14 protein-coding genes and 1 pseudogene are annotated in these 13,529 nt (G+C 68.2%); 5 read left to right on the forward strand and 10 right to left on the reverse strand.

Annotated elements, in window-relative coordinates; all coding sequences use genetic code 11:
• Position 1 precedes the first annotated feature (1 nt).
• Positions 2 to 847, reverse strand: a complete 846-nt coding sequence (gene thiD, locus ACQR3U_RS05460; RefSeq protein WP_230809915.1) for a bifunctional hydroxymethylpyrimidine kinase/phosphomethylpyrimidine kinase — start codon at positions 845 to 847, stop codon at positions 2 to 4.
• 158 nt (positions 848 to 1,005) lie between these two features.
• Here thiD and ACQR3U_RS05465 point away from each other — a divergent pair, with 158 nt between their 5' ends.
• Positions 1,006 to 1,404 carry a GNAT family N-acetyltransferase gene (locus ACQR3U_RS05465; RefSeq protein WP_019291107.1) on the forward strand — a complete coding sequence of 133 codons (399 nt, stop codon included), beginning with the start codon at positions 1,006 to 1,008 and terminating at the stop codon, positions 1,402 to 1,404.
• 36 nt (positions 1,405 to 1,440) lie between these two features.
• Here the strand turns inward: ACQR3U_RS05465 and ACQR3U_RS05470 are convergent, their stop codons facing one another.
• Genes ACQR3U_RS05470 through ACQR3U_RS05480 form a run of 3 tightly spaced genes read right to left on the reverse strand, consistent with a single transcriptional unit; the run spans position 1,441 to position 3,847 of the window.
• On the reverse strand, positions 1,441 to 2,244 hold the full coding sequence (locus tag ACQR3U_RS05470; RefSeq protein WP_006553648.1) for an exodeoxyribonuclease III: 804 nt from the start codon (positions 2,242 to 2,244) through the stop codon (positions 1,441 to 1,443).
• Positions 2,245 to 2,262: 18 nt separating this feature from the next.
• The gene (locus ACQR3U_RS05475) at positions 2,263 to 3,228 is read right to left on the reverse strand and encodes an N-acetylglutamate synthase, CG3035 family (protein ID WP_006553647.1); all 966 of its coding nucleotides are present in this window, start codon (positions 3,226 to 3,228) and stop codon (positions 2,263 to 2,265) included.
• Between the two features lie 22 nt (positions 3,229 to 3,250).
• On the reverse strand, positions 3,251 to 3,847 hold the full coding sequence (locus tag ACQR3U_RS05480; protein WP_006553646.1) for a peptide deformylase: 597 nt from the start codon (positions 3,845 to 3,847) through the stop codon (positions 3,251 to 3,253).
• A gap of 132 nt (positions 3,848 to 3,979) precedes the next feature.
• On the opposite strand from ACQR3U_RS05480, the gene ACQR3U_RS05485 reads away from it, so the two are divergent.
• The 4 genes from ACQR3U_RS05485 to ACQR3U_RS05500 all read left to right on the forward strand — a co-directional run bounded on the left by ACQR3U_RS05485 (position 3,980) and on the right by ACQR3U_RS05500 (position 7,006).
• Positions 3,980 to 4,330, forward strand: coding sequence for a DUF3263 domain-containing protein (locus tag ACQR3U_RS05485; RefSeq protein WP_006553645.1), 351 nt, complete (start codon positions 3,980 to 3,982; stop codon positions 4,328 to 4,330).
• Positions 4,331 to 4,407: 77 nt separating this feature from the next.
• Entirely contained in the window at positions 4,408 to 5,052 is a 645-nt protein-coding gene (locus ACQR3U_RS05490; RefSeq protein ID WP_006553644.1) for a LytR C-terminal domain-containing protein, read from the forward strand.
• Positions 5,053 to 5,143: 91 nt separating this feature from the next.
• Entirely contained in the window at positions 5,144 to 5,785 is a 642-nt protein-coding gene (locus ACQR3U_RS05495) for a superoxide dismutase family protein (RefSeq protein ID WP_019291110.1), read from the forward strand.
• 99 nt (positions 5,786 to 5,884) lie between these two features.
• Positions 5,885 to 7,006 (forward strand): glutamate--cysteine ligase, encoded by a 1,122-nt coding sequence (locus ACQR3U_RS05500; RefSeq protein WP_039585476.1) that lies wholly within the window; start codon positions 5,885 to 5,887, stop codon positions 7,004 to 7,006.
• Positions 7,007 to 7,046: 40 nt separating this feature from the next.
• On the opposite strand, the gene mnhG is transcribed toward ACQR3U_RS05500, so the two are convergent.
• From mnhG to ACQR3U_RS05530, 6 genes and pseudogenes are all read right to left on the reverse strand, one after another.
• Positions 7,047 to 7,376: a monovalent cation/H(+) antiporter subunit G gene (gene mnhG / locus ACQR3U_RS05505; protein ID WP_006553641.1), complete on the reverse strand. Its 330-nt coding sequence runs from the start codon at positions 7,374 to 7,376 to the stop codon at positions 7,047 to 7,049.
• Entirely contained in the window at positions 7,373 to 7,633 is a 261-nt protein-coding gene (locus ACQR3U_RS05510; RefSeq protein ID WP_006553640.1) for a monovalent cation/H+ antiporter complex subunit F, read from the reverse strand. The genes mnhG and ACQR3U_RS05510 overlap by 4 nt, the downstream gene beginning before the upstream one ends.
• Complete coding sequence (locus tag ACQR3U_RS05515; RefSeq protein ID WP_033096175.1) at positions 7,630 to 8,178, reverse strand: Na+/H+ antiporter subunit E; 549 nt, start codon at positions 8,176 to 8,178, stop codon at positions 7,630 to 7,632. Before ACQR3U_RS05515 ends, ACQR3U_RS05510 begins: the two co-directional genes overlap by 4 nt.
• A complete protein-coding gene (locus ACQR3U_RS05520) occupies positions 8,178 to 9,767 on the reverse strand; it encodes a Na+/H+ antiporter subunit D (RefSeq protein WP_006553638.1) in 1,590 nt (529 codons plus the stop codon). The genes ACQR3U_RS05515 and ACQR3U_RS05520 overlap by 1 nt, the downstream gene beginning before the upstream one ends.
• A gap of 191 nt (positions 9,768 to 9,958) precedes the next feature.
• Positions 9,959 to 10,501, reverse strand: a pseudogene (locus ACQR3U_RS05525) (Na(+)/H(+) antiporter subunit C); the annotation flags it as partial.
• Positions 10,498 to 13,335, reverse strand: coding sequence for a Na+/H+ antiporter subunit A (locus ACQR3U_RS05530; RefSeq protein ID WP_039958406.1), 2,838 nt, complete (start codon positions 13,333 to 13,335; stop codon positions 10,498 to 10,500). The pseudogene ACQR3U_RS05525 and the gene ACQR3U_RS05530, both read right to left, overlap by 4 nt.
• Positions 13,336 to 13,529: the final 194 nt, after the last annotated feature.

Consider the following 13,529-nt stretch of genomic DNA (forward strand, 5'->3'; position numbering starts at 1 on the left):
ATCAGCGCTCGTGCAGTCTCCACAACGGGTTGACCGGGCCGTGGCCGTGACCGAGGTCGTAGGACCACTCGAGGCACTTCGTGATCCATTCCTTCGCGAACTCGACTGCCTCGGGCACCGACCGGCCATGCGCGAGGGCGGACGCGATCGCGGCTGCGAGCGTGTCGCCGCCGCCGTGGTCGTTGCCGGTCTCGATGCGCGGCGTGCTGAACTCGAGGAAACGGTCGCCGTCGAACAGCAGGTCGGTGCTCTTCTCCGAGCTGCGCAGATGACCGCCCTTGACGATCACCCACTGGGCGCCGAGCGCATGGAGCGCTTCGGCGGCGCGCCGGGCCGACGCGTCGTCGACGACCTCGATGCTCGTGATCAGCCGTACCTCGTCGAGATTCGGGGTGACGACGGTGGCGAGGGGGATGAGCACCCCGCGGATCGCGTCGAGCGCGTCGGAGTGCAGCAGCGGGTCGCCGTGCATCGATGCGCAGACCGGGTCGACGACGAGCGGTACCTCCATGTCGTGGCCGATGCCCACCTCGGAGCACACCTGTGCGACGGCCTCGATGATCTGCGTGGAGGCGAGCATGCCCGTCTTCGCTGCGGACACCCCGATGTCCTCGACCACGCACCGCACCTGGTCGGCCACGGTCTCGGCGGGGATCTCGTGGAACCCGCGGACGCCGACGGAGTTCTGGACGGTGACGGCGGCCACCGCGACGCATGCGTGCACACCGCACATCGCCATCGTGCGGGAATCGGCCTGGATGCCGGCTCCGCCTCCGGAGTCGGTGCCGGCGATGGTGAGGGCTCGAACCGGGGTCTCGCCTCGAGGCGACAGGGGCAGAAGGTCCACGCGGACACCCTACCGAGGGTGTGTTCGAACACGGCCGGGAGGCGCTGAGGCGGGTGCACTTTGCGAAACACGACAGCGTTGCTGCCGGTGGTCGCCTCGTTGCTCTATAGTGGCACAGGTCACAGTTCGATCACGCAACACCCCTATTGGAGGCGCTCATGAACACGAGTTCGCCGGACCTCGCCGTGTCGGACAACGCCGACCAGAACCGGTTCGAACTGCGCCTCAACGGCGATCTCGTCGGCATCCTGGCGTACTACGACTTCGAACGCGTTCCGGCGCCGAACCCGCCGGTCGTCGACTTCATGCACACCGTGATCGTCGAGGATTTCGGTCATCGGGGTCTCGCGGCCGTCCTCGTCGGTGGTTCGCTCGATCTCGCTCGCAGCCGAGGCTGGCGGGTGCGGCCGGTGTGCACCTATGTGCAGCGATTCGTGTCGTCGCACGAGAACTACCGCGACGTCGTCGTGGCTCTCGAGCTGCCGCGCACGGACCCCCACCGCAAAGAGACCCGGCGCAAGCAGCCGCAGCGCAAGGTGCCTGCCCGCAAGGCCTGATGCCTGTGCGGGCGGTCCACCCGACGCGGGACCTGCTCAGAGGTCGAGGTCGACGACGACCGGTGCGTGGTCGCTCGCGCCCTTGCCCTTGCGTTCGTTGCGGTCGATCTCGGCGCCCGTCACCCGTGCCGCGAAGGCCGGTGATCCGAGGACGAAGTCGATCCGCATGCCCTGCTTCTTGGGGAAGCGCAGCTGGGTGTAGTCCCAGTAGGTGTAGACCCCGGGGCCGGGCGCGTACGGACGGACGACGTCGGTGTAGCCGACGTCGGCGAACGCGTGGAAGGCGTCGCGCTCGGGCTGCGAAGTGTGCGTCTTGCCCTCGAAGAAGGCCGGATCCCACACGTCGTCGTCGGTGGGGGCGACGTTCCAGTCGCCGACCAGCGCGATGGGCTGCCCGGGCGCTGCGGTGGCCCAGGCGTGCGCGTCGGCGCGCAGCTTGGCGAGCCAGTCGAGCTTGTAGGTGTAATGCGGGTCGTTGAGGTCGCGGCCGTTGGGGACGTACAGGCTCCACACGCGCACACCCGCGCACGTCGCCCCGATCGCCCGCGCCTCGAGCGCCGGATCGACCTCCGGGTCCTTGGAGAAACCGGGCTGGTCCTCGAAGCCGATCTGCACGTCGTCGAGGCCCACGCGCGACGCGATGGCCACACCGTTCCACTGGCTCAGTCCGACGTGCGCGACGCGGTAGCCGAGTTCCTCGAAGCGTTCGTACGGGAACTGCTCGTCCTTGCACTTGGTTTCCTGCATCGCGAGCACATCCGTGTCGGTTCGCTGCAACCAGTCGAGGATGCGGTCGGTACGGGCACGGACGGAGTTCACATTCCAGGTAGCAAGGCGCACACGCCCACTGTAGGCGACCTATCCGACGGGTTCGGAGGCGTATCGGTAGCGGTGGTGGTCGACGAAGCCGAGTTCGCGATACAGGGCGCGCGCCGCGGTGTTCGACTCCTCGACCTGCAGATATGCGTGGGTCGTGCCGTGCTCGCGTGCCCAGCGCAGCAGGGCACCGCACACGAGTGTGCCGAGTCCGCGACGCCGGTGTTCGGGAGCGACCTCGACGGTCGACAGACCCACCCAGCGGCGTCCGTCCGGCGCATCGGTGATCGCCGCGCGGCAGATCGCCAGGGGCGGCTGCCCGGGTGCACCGATGCGGCCGAACCCGAGGATCCCCGCGGCCACCGAGCCGAGCACGTCCTGCGCGAGCAGCGGGTCGGCGTCGGCGCGGTGGAGCGACATCCAGTCGGCGTCCGGCCGCTCGGTGATCGTGATCGGGGTGGGCTCCGGCGGCAAGGGGATGTTCGCGAGGTCGGCGCCCATCACGAGCACCGGCTCCGAGGTCGGCCACCCCTCGGGGATGCGGGCGAGTCGATCGGGCACCAGCAGCCGCAGCGGCAATCCGCGTGCCGCGAACCATTCACGGAGCCGGGCGCGCACCGCCGGATCGGCGGGGTCCGCCACGGAGCCGCGTTCACCCAGCGGCGTTGCCGAATTGGCGCGCCGGGTGAAACCGTGTCCGGCGCGCACGAGCCAGCCGTCCACCCAGGCCGATTCGAGACCGGGCCACCCCGCGGCGGCGGCGTGCTCGAGCGCGCGGATCTCCGAGACGCGGATCGGCCGCGCCGCGATCGGCTTGAGCGCGACGACCGAGGTGGGGGACACCTGGACGACACGACCGTCGGCGGTGCGCACCGCGACCACCGGTTCGACGGAGACGAGTTCACCGATGACATCGGTCATCGGGTGGCTGTAGCCGGCGGGCAGGCGGTACCGCAGCACCACCCGGGTACCGAGGGGTACGGACGGGGCCGGACGGTCGGTCGTCATCGACGGTTCGCCGGTCGCCTCGTCAGTCGTCCTCCTCGTGGCCGAACGGGTCCTCCACCGAACCCGGGAGCCAGGTCAGGCCCGGGACGCCCCATCCGGCGCGCTTGATGGTCTTCTTCGCGGCGCGGGCGTTGCGCCCGATCAGAACGTCGACGTACAGGAAGCCGTCGAGGTGCCCGACCTCGTGCTGCAGCATGCGAGCGAAGAATCCGTGGCCCTCGATCTCGACGGGCTCACCGTTCTCGTCGGTACCGGTGACCTTCGCCCAGTCGGCGCGACCGGTGGGGAAGTTCTCGCCCGGCACGGACAGGCAGCCCTCGAGATCGTCCTCGGGGTCGGGCATCGTCTCGGGGATCTCCGAGGTCTCGAGGATCGGGTTGACGACGACGCCACGCCGGCGCGCGACCTTGCCGGACTCGTCGCGGTCGGGGCAGTCGTAGACGAACAGTCGCTTGTCCACACCGACCTGGTTGGCGGCGAGGCCGACGCCGTTGGCCGCGTCCATCGTCTCGAACATGTCGGCGATCAGCTGAGCGAGTTCGGCGGGTGACTCGGTCACCGGCCGGGTCGGGTTGTGCAGGACGGGGTCGCCGACGATGACGATGGGAAGAATGGCCATGGTGACACAGGATAATGGGATCGACTCGCGGCGTTCTCGAACCGGTATGTGTCCCCACCCCGTGATTGAATGACTTCCGCCGAGACGCAAGGACTCTTCGTCACGGTGTGATCCAGTCAGTCGAGGAGGGAAATGGACGGCGCAGCAGCGCACGGCAACGACCGGTCCGATCTCGTGTCCCAGCAGGGCGACGGCGCATCCGCGCAGGAACCCACCGGCGACGAGGCGAACGGCCTGAGCCGTCGCGATCTCGACATCCTGGCGTTCGAACGGCAGTGGTGGAAGTACGCCGGTGCCAAGGAGGACGCCATCAAGGAACTCTTCGGTCTCTCCGCCACTCGCTACTACCAGGTGCTCAATGCTCTGGTGGATCGTCCCGAGGCGCTCGCCGCCGATCCGATGCTGGTCAAGCGGCTGCGGCGGTTGCGTGCGAGCCGTCAGAAGGCCCGCGCGGCCCGCCGGCTCGGTTTCGACACCCGTTAGACGGGCGGCCGTCGGGCCGGATAATGCGATATCGACACGCGCGGCCGGTCGGCAGCGCTGCGTGTGCTCGGGCAACTATGGTCGAGGTCGTGAGCAGAACCCCCGAGATCCCCAGCCGCGCGCCCGCACCCTCGGGACCGCCTCTGCGTGCGTTCGCGATGGTCCTGATCTCCTTGGGCATCCTGTTCGCCGGTCTCGGTTTCGCCTCGCTCGGTGATTCCGACGACGAACCCGCTCCCGCGGCGGCACCCACGACGACGACCGCTGCTGCGCCGGCCGCACCGTCCACGCGCTCGGCCGCGGTGCCCACCGCGCCCGCGCCCGCTGCCGCGAACGGGGGCACGTCCGACGCCGGGGACGGTGCGACCACCACCACGGCCGTGTCTTCGGCTCCTTCCATGCCCGTGGGGAGCGGAACCGCGTTCGCGTCCGACACCTCGGCCTCCGCGACGGCACCGGTGCGCGTGTTCAACAACTCGGAGGTCGCGGGCCTCGCCGCGCAGACCGCGGCCTACCTCGAGGACGAGGGGTACACCATCAGTGAAACGGGCAACTACAGCGAGGGCTTGCTCCAGCAGACCTCGGTGTTCTACGGGTCGTCTCCCGGAGAGCAGCAGACCGCGACAGCCGTCGCCGAGTCGCTCGGTGTCACCGCGCAACCGCGCTTCGAGGGCATCCGCGACGCCGCCCCCGGAGTGATCGTCATCGTCACTTCGCGTTAGCGCCGGAACCGTGTCGGTCCGCCACCGGGTGGTCGCCGGAGACGCCCGGTTATGATCGGGTGACTTTTCGGCACTTCGAAGGAGCGGTTTGATGGTCTCCAGTTCCACCCGTCGCATGTCCTGGCGTGCTCTGGCCCCGATCGTCGCGATCGCCGCGGTGGGCCTGACTGCGTGCTCGAACAGCGAGGAGGCGAGCACCGAGCCGGGGACGACTCCGCCGGTGTGGACGGGATCCGCCGCGCCCGCTTCCGAGGCCCACGGCGACGACCACGGCACCGAGGGTGGGAGCGAGTCGCACGCCGGTGGCTCCGCCTCCGCTGCTGCGCTCACCGCGGAGCTCACCACGGTCGACGGCGAGTCGGCCGGCACCGTGTCGTTCGCCGAGAACGGCGGCGACGTCGAGGTGACCATCGAGGTCGAGGGTCTCGAGCCCGGCTACCACGGTGTCCACATCCACGAGTTCGGCCGTTGCGAGCCCCAGTCCACCGCGCCGAACGGCGGCGAGCCCGGCGCCTTCCTGTCGGCCGGTGCCCACCTGCAGGCCGGTGGCAACACCTCCGTCCCGGAGAGCGGCGACCTGGTCTCGCTCGTCGTCCACGAGGACGGCACCGCCACCGCCACCGTCACCACCTCGGCCTTCGGCCTCGAGGACCTCGAAGGTGAGGACGGCGCCTCTGTGGTCGTGCACCAGGACAACCTCGGCGCCCGCCTCGCCTGCGGCGTCATCGGGTGAGCAGGGTTCGAATCCCCTGAAGCTCGGTACCCGGGTAATTCCTGACACAGGGCCCCGCGACGGACATCCGTCGGCGGGGCCCTGTGGTTGGATCGAGACGTGGCAGTCGCGTTTCCGGGATCACCTCGTCCCACGATCGGCGTGGAATGGGAGATCGCTCTGGTGGACAAGACCACCCGCGATCTCTCGAACAGCGCGGCGGTCGTCTTCGACAGGGTGGAGGAGATCGCCGGGGAGACCCCGCGGCTGACCAAAGAGTTCCTGCGCAACACCGTCGAACTCGTCACCGGTGTACACGACACCGTCGCCGAGGCCGTCGACGATCTGTCCGAGTCGCTGTCGTTGCTGCGCCGCGCCGCCGATCCGCTCGGAGTGGACCTGATGTGTGCCGGCACCCATCCGTTCGCGCAGTGGACCGACCAGACCGTCACACCCTCCCCGGACTACGAGGAGATGATCAACCGCACCCGCTGGTGGGGACGGCAGATGCTCATCTGGGGAGTGCACGTCCACGTGGGAGTCTCCTCCGCGGAGAAGATCATCCCGATCCTCAACGCCATGCTCGTGAAATATCCCCACATGCTCGCGTTGTCGGCCTCGTCGCCGATCTGGGCGGGCTACGACACCGGCTACGCGAGCAACCGTGCGCTGATGTTCCAGCAGCTGCCGACTGCCGGCCTGCCCTATCACTTCGCCGACTGGCCGCAGTACGCGAAATTCATCGCCGACCAGCTCGAGTCCGGTGTCATCAGCCATCCCGGAGGCATGCACTGGGACATCAGGCCCGCGCCGAAATGGGGCACCCTCGAGGTCCGGGTCTTCGACGGCATCACCAACCGCGCCGAACTGGCCGCCCTCGTCGCGTTCGTGCATTCACTCGTCGTCTACTTCGACGAACGTCTCGAGCGCGGTGAGGAACTTCCTGTGCTGCAACCGTGGCACGTCAAGGAGAACAAGTGGCGTGCGGCGCGGTACGGACTCGATGCCGAGGTCATCCTCGACCCGGTGTGTACCGAACGGCTCGTCACCGACGACCTGAACGATCTGCTCGAGCAGATCATGCCCACCGCGGTACGGCTCGGATGCGCCGACGAACTCGCGCGAGTTGCGGACATCCCGGTGCGGGGAGCGTCCTATCAGCGTCAGCGCCGGCTCGCGGAACGGACGGACGGCGATCTCGTCGCGGTGGTGGACTCGCTCGTGCAGGAACTGAAGGAGTGATCGTCCGAGGACGTCCCGGCCGTCAGCTCCTCGTCACCTGTCACGCACCGCCGGGAGCGTCCTCGTCGAGCAGGCCGTCGCGACCGAGCTGCTCCCGGTAGGCGACGCGACCGACGCGGTGCGCGATCACCGGTGCCGTGAGGACCATGAACATGCCCGCCAGCGCCATCATCCAGATGTCGACGGAACTGCGCAGGATGATCATCGCGCCACCCAGCACGAACAACAGACCCACCACTTGCGGCTTGGTGGCCGGATGCATGCGCGACAGGGTGTCGCGGAAACGCACCACGCCGATCGCAGCGGTCAACGAGATGACCGCCCCGATGAGGATCAGGAGGTGGGCGAAGGTGTCGATGATCGTCGTCATCCTTCGTCACGCACCCGGAATCGAGCCACGGACACCGACCCGATGAAGCCGACCAGGGCGAGGGCCACGGTGGCGGGCAGCACCGACGTGTCGCGTGTGTACACCGCCCAGATCGCGATGCCGCAGATGCCGAGCGCGAGCAGGGCGTCGACGCCGACGAGCCGGTCGAGGGAGTTGGGGCCCGCGATCACGCGGTAGGTGATCAGGATTGCGGAGACGAACAGCAGTGCCCCCGCGATCGCCAGTGTCACGGTCACGTCAGTTCCTCCGTTCCGCTGCGCCAGGGGCTGGCCTGCCATTCCGACTCGCGTTCGAACGTCCGGATGAGAAGACGCTCGATGAGGCGGGCGGAACGGTAGAAGTCGGCCACGGCCTTGTCGGTACCCACGTCGAGGACGTGCACGTACATGATCCGCCGCACCTGGTCGATCTCGAGCACCATGGTGCCCGGGATGTTGTTCATGATGTCCGTCCACAGTGTCAGCACCAGGTCGGACTTGATGGTGAGCCGGCAGCGCAGCACGCCGGTGACCGGCGGCGGGGACGGCCGGATCGCGAGCCATGCCACGTTGATCGTCGAGCGGATGGTCTCGCCGAAGATCACCACGCCGAGCCGCATCGCGGACCAGACGTGCACGCGACCCTCGACGGGTACACGCGGCAGCGGCAGCACGAACATGACGACGAGCGAGACGACCACACCGCCGAGGATGTTGGCGATGCTGAAGGTGCCCCACAGCAGGACCCAGACCAGCGTCGTCCATCCCACGACGAACATGCGCAGGACGTTGGCGCGTTTCATCATTCCTGCTCACCCCCCAGCACGGCCTCGATGTACACCGTGCGGTCGCGCAGGTTCTCCGCGGCACGGTTGCTGATGTCGAGCAGGGGACCGGCGAAGACCGTCAACGACACACCGATCGCGACGAGCCAGACCGTGGGGACGAGCATCGCGGCCGGCATCCGGCCGACGTCCGGGCGTTCCTCGAAGGAGATGTCGGTGGCGGATTCGTCGATCAGCGCCGAGGGGCCGATGTCCGCGAGATCGCCCTCGGGAGCGTCGGCGCGTGCCCGCCAGAACGCCTTCGTCCAGATACGCGCGACGACGTACAGCGTCAGGAGGCTGGTCACGACACCACCGCCGACGAGGACCCAGGCCAGGACCGAACCGTCCTCCGCGCCGGCCTGCAGCAGGGCGACCTTGCCGATGAACCCGGAGAACGGCGGGATACCGCCCAGGTTGAGCGCCGGGATGAGGAACAGGACCGCCAGCAGCGGAGACATGAGCGCGAGGCTGCCGAGGCGTCGCAGCGACGCCGACCCGGCCTGGCGTTCGATGAGACCCACCACGAGGAACAGGGTGGTCTGCACGAGGATGTGGTGGCCGACGTAGTAGACGGCGCCCGCGAGACCGGTCTGCGACGACAGAGCGACACCGAAAATCATGTAGCCGATATGGCTGACGAGCGTGAACGACAGCAGACGCTTGATGTCGTTCTGCGCGATCGCGCCGAGGATGCCGACGATCATCGTGAGCAGACCCGCGACGAGCAGGACGTCGTCGAGTTCGCCGCCCGGGAACAGCAGGGTGTGCGCCCGGATGATCGCGTACACACCGACCTTGGTCAGCAGGCCGGCGAAGACGGCCGTGACCGGTGCGGGCGCGGTGGGGTAGGAGTCGGGCAGCCACGACGACAGCGGGAAGACCGCGGCCTTGATACCGAAAGCCACGAGCAATACACCGAAGATCGCGGCCCGGGTGCCCGGTGAGATCTCGTCCATCCGCAGTGCCATCTGGGCGAGGTTCAAAGTGCCCGTGGCTGCGTAGGCGAAGGCGATGCCCACGAGGAAGACCAGCGAGGAGACCATCGAGACCATGACGTACGAGACGCCCGCGCGGACGCGGTCGGCGCTCGCACCCAGGGTCAGCAGGACGAACGAGGCGGCGAGGAGCACCTCGAAGCCGACGAAGAGGTTGAACAGGTCGCCCGCGAGGAAGGCGATGTTGACACCCGCGGTGAGTGCGAGATAGGTCGGCAGGAAGATCGAGACGGGCTGCTGCTCGTTGCCGTCGTGGATACCCTGGCCGACTGCGTACAGCATCACCGACAGCAGCACGATCGCCGAGACGACCAGCATCAACGCCGACAATCGGTCGACGACCAGCGAGATGCCGATCGGCGCCTCCCACCCACCGATCTGCAGTACCGCGATGCCGTCGGCGTCGGCGTAGTACAGCAGCGCCACGCACACGACGAGCGAGGCGACCAGCGCGAAGACGGTGATCCACCGTTGGACGCGCGGACGGCGGCCGACGATCAGGGTTGCGGCTGCGGCGAGCAAGGGGATGAGGACGGGGAGGGGAACGAGGTTCGCGACGCTCGGGTTCATCGGCGATCCTCCTTCCCGTTCTTCTCGTCGTCTCCGGTCCGCTCGTCCTCGGCAGGGTCGGGGGCCTCGGGGTCGGGATCGTCCGCGCGGACGTCCTCGTCGGCGTCCTCGGCATCCTCGATAGAGCCGGCCCCGCCCGAATCTTCGGCAGAGCCGGACTCGTCCGTCCCCCCCTGGTTCTGCGTGTAGGCCGAGTCGGTGGGGTCGTCGAAGTCGCCGTCGTGCAGATCCTCGTACGCCTCGATGTCCTCGATGTTCTTGAGCTGATCGAGCGGGATCGGGTTGCCCGCGGCGTCGAAGGCGTCGCCGCTCTTGCTCGGGATACCGGTGAGCGGGTCGTCGGAGCGGTCTCGCGACGGTAGATCGGCGAGACTGCGCCGCTGCGACACGAGGGTGTCCTCGGGGTCGTTCTCGATCTCGTCCCGTGCGCGGTAGGTGTAGGAGCGGTAGGTCAGTGCCAGCACGAACGCCGCCACACCTATCGTGATGACGATCGCGGTGAGGATCATCGCCTGCGCGAGGGGATCGGCCATGTCCGGCTCGACGTCGCTCTCCACACCGACGATGGGTGCATGACCTGCGGGGCCGCCGAGGGTGAGCAGCAGCAGGTTGATTCCGTTGCCGGCCAGCAGCAGGCCCAGCAGCATCTTGATGATGCTGCGTTCGAGCAGCAGGTACACACCGGCCGCGACGAGCACACCGACGACGGCGAGGAGCGTGATGTTCGCGGTCATCGGCGCTCACCCACGGTCTCGGCGTCGAGGCGAGCACCTAGGCTGCGCAGCACGTCCAGGACCAGTCCGACGACGATGAGGTACACACCGAGGTCGAAGAACAGTGCGGTCACGAGCTTGATGTCGCCGAGCAGAGGCAGCGTGAGCTCGAGGGTCGCCGACGACAGCGCCGGGGCGCCGAGGAACATCGACACCAGTGCGGTGCCCGCGGCGAAGGTGAGTCCGATGCCGAGGATCTTGCCGGCGTCGATGGGAACCGCCTCTCCGAGCTCGTAGCGTCCGCCGGCCAGGTACCTCAACACCAGCGCGAGACCGGCGACGAGACCGCCCGCGAAACCGCCACCGGGCGCGTTGTGCCCGGAGAAGAAGAAGTACACCGACAGGATCATCATGGTGGGGAAGACCAGTCGCGTGGTGACCTCGAGGACCAGCGATCGGTAGCGCGGATCGATGAGATCGCCGCCGAGCAGCCAGGTCGTCTCGTTGCTGGCGGAGACCGCGTCGAGCTGCGCCGCGGGTGCGTCCGCCACACGCGGGGCGGTGCCGAAGCGGCGGGTGCGGAAGACCAGGCTGGCCACGCCGGTCGCGGCGACCAGCAGCACCGAGATCTCGCCCAGCGTGTCCCAGGCGCGGATGTCGACGAGCAGGACGTTGACGATGTTCTTGCCGTCACCGCCGTAGTAGGCGGCGTCGGGCAGCAGCAGCGAGATCGGATCGGTAGTGCGTGCCGCGACGGCGTAGGCGCCGATCCCGGCGACCACCGCGCCCACGGCGATGCCGAGCATCGCGCGGGCGAACTTGCTGCCCATCACCGCGGCCGGGTCGGTCTCGGCGGGCAGCTTGCGCAGGACCAGCACGAACATCACGAGGGTGACGGTCTCGACGAGGAACTGGGTGAGCGCGAGGTCGGGAGCTCCCTGGAGGGCGAACAGCACCCCGAGCCCGTAACCGGTCACGCCCACGACCAACACTGCGCCGAGACGGTTGCGCAGGGCCGTCGCGGTGATCGCGGCGGCCATCATGATCAACCCCACCCCGAGCTGCCAGATCGAGTCCCACGCGCGCGTCGACGGCATCGTGCTCAGCCCGAAGAAGAACATCAGCACCGTCGGGAGCGCCACCAGGGTGATGAGGATGGTCGCCTGGGTCAGAGGGAGCGAACCGCGCTGCAGGAAGGCGGTCAGGCGCAGGGACAGGGTGTCCATGCCCTGGAGGGTCGCGTCGTACATCCGGTCGGCATTTCCGAGCGGCGGGTGCTCGAAGCGCAGACGCGCGATGGTGCGGTGCGCGAGGAACAGGACCGTGCCGCCCACGATCACCACGCCGGTCAGACCCAGCGGCAAGGAGAATCCGTGCCACAACGCCAGGTGGTAGGGCTTGTCGAGTTCGGTGGGCAGCTCGTCGGCGTAGGGGGTGATCAGATGGTCGATCCACGAGCTCGCGAAGCCCGCGGCGAGACCGGCGAACGCGAGGACGCTCGGGGCGGTGAGCAGCAGCGGGCCGGGCGCGTGCAGGTTCTGCACCGCGGGGCTCGGACGTTTGAGCTGCTTACGACCGAAGGCGCCCCAGATGAACCGGATGCTGTAGGCGAGGGTGAGGATCGAGCCCACCACGATGCCCGCAGTCATGGCGATCCGCGCCCATTCGGGGAGCACCTCGGCCACCAGCGACGACTCGAGCGCGGCTTCCTTCGCGACGAAACCGGTGAACGGCGGCAGACCGGCCATGCTCGCCGCCGCAAGTATCGCGATCACCATCAGGTAGGGGGCGGCAGAGCCGAGATGCGCGAGTTTGCGGATGTCGCGGGTGCCGGTGGAGTGGTCGATGATGCCGACCACCATGAACAGGCATGCCTTGAACAGGGCGTGGGCGATCACCATCGCCAGGCCCGCCAGGGCCGCTTCCCGGCTGCCCGTACCCACCAGCGCAGTGAGAAAGCCGAGCTGGCTGACGGTGCCGAAGGCCAGGATGAGCTTGAGGTCGAAGGCGCGGAACGCTCGCCAGCCGGCGAGGATCATCGACGCGAGACCGAGACCGATGACGATCGGCCGCCACGCGGCGCTGTCCGCGAAGCCGGGTGCGAGCCGGGCCACGAGGTAGATGCCGGCTTTGACCATCGCCGCGGCGTGAAGATATCCGGACACCGGGGTGGGGGCGGCCATCGCGCCGGGCAGCCAGAAGTGCAGCGGGACCACGGCGGACTTCGACAGTGCGCCGACGAGCACGAGCACCACGGCGACGCCGGCGAGCCATCCGTGAGGTGCCGCCGCGACGACGTCGGACAGGTTGTAGCTGCCGACCGTCTCGCCGAGGATGATGATGCCGACCAGCATCGCCAGACCACCGGCCGTGGTGACGAGCAGGGCCTGGGTGGCGGCACGGCGACTCGAAGCGCGTTCGGCGTAATGCCCGACGAGCAGGAACGACAGGACGGTCGTCAGTTCCCAGAAGGTGTAGAGCAGCAACATGTTGTCGCTGACCACCAGACCGAACATGGCGCCGGCGAAGGCGACCATCTCGGCGGCGAACAAGCCCAGGCGGGGCTCGTCGTCCTCGAAATAGCGCGAGCAGTAGAGCAGGATCAACGAGCCGATGCCCAAAACGAGCACGCACATGATCGCCGCGAGCGTGTCGAAGCGCAGATCGAAATTCATCGACAGCGTCGAGGCCCACGCGATCTGCAGTTTCTGATCGGTTCCCCAGTTGGTGACGACCCAGCCGAGACTCGCGAGGGGCACCACCGCGAGCGGCAGGAATGCATTTCTCCCCATGACTCGGACCAGAAGCGGCGCCAGAAGGGCAGCGACCGCATGGGCAACGAGTATGGCGATCAAAAGGCACTCCGTCGGGGTCGGGCCTGTCGGCGGGGTGAAACTGACTGCGGGCCGTGGGACTCGCTGTCGTCACAGCGGACGGCACACCGCCGAAACGGGGATCGCCCCGACATGCACGCCGCTCGCCGTCATCGGGCAAAACGGATCGTGCACATCCTAACGGTTGTCTTCGCACGCTTGCGAATCGGGGAGGT

It is taken from the genome of Rhodococcus sp. IEGM1339, from assembly GCF_050321925.1.
In the GTDB taxonomy this organism is placed as follows: Bacteria; Actinomycetota; Actinomycetes; order Mycobacteriales; family Mycobacteriaceae; genus Rhodococcus; species Rhodococcus pyridinivorans.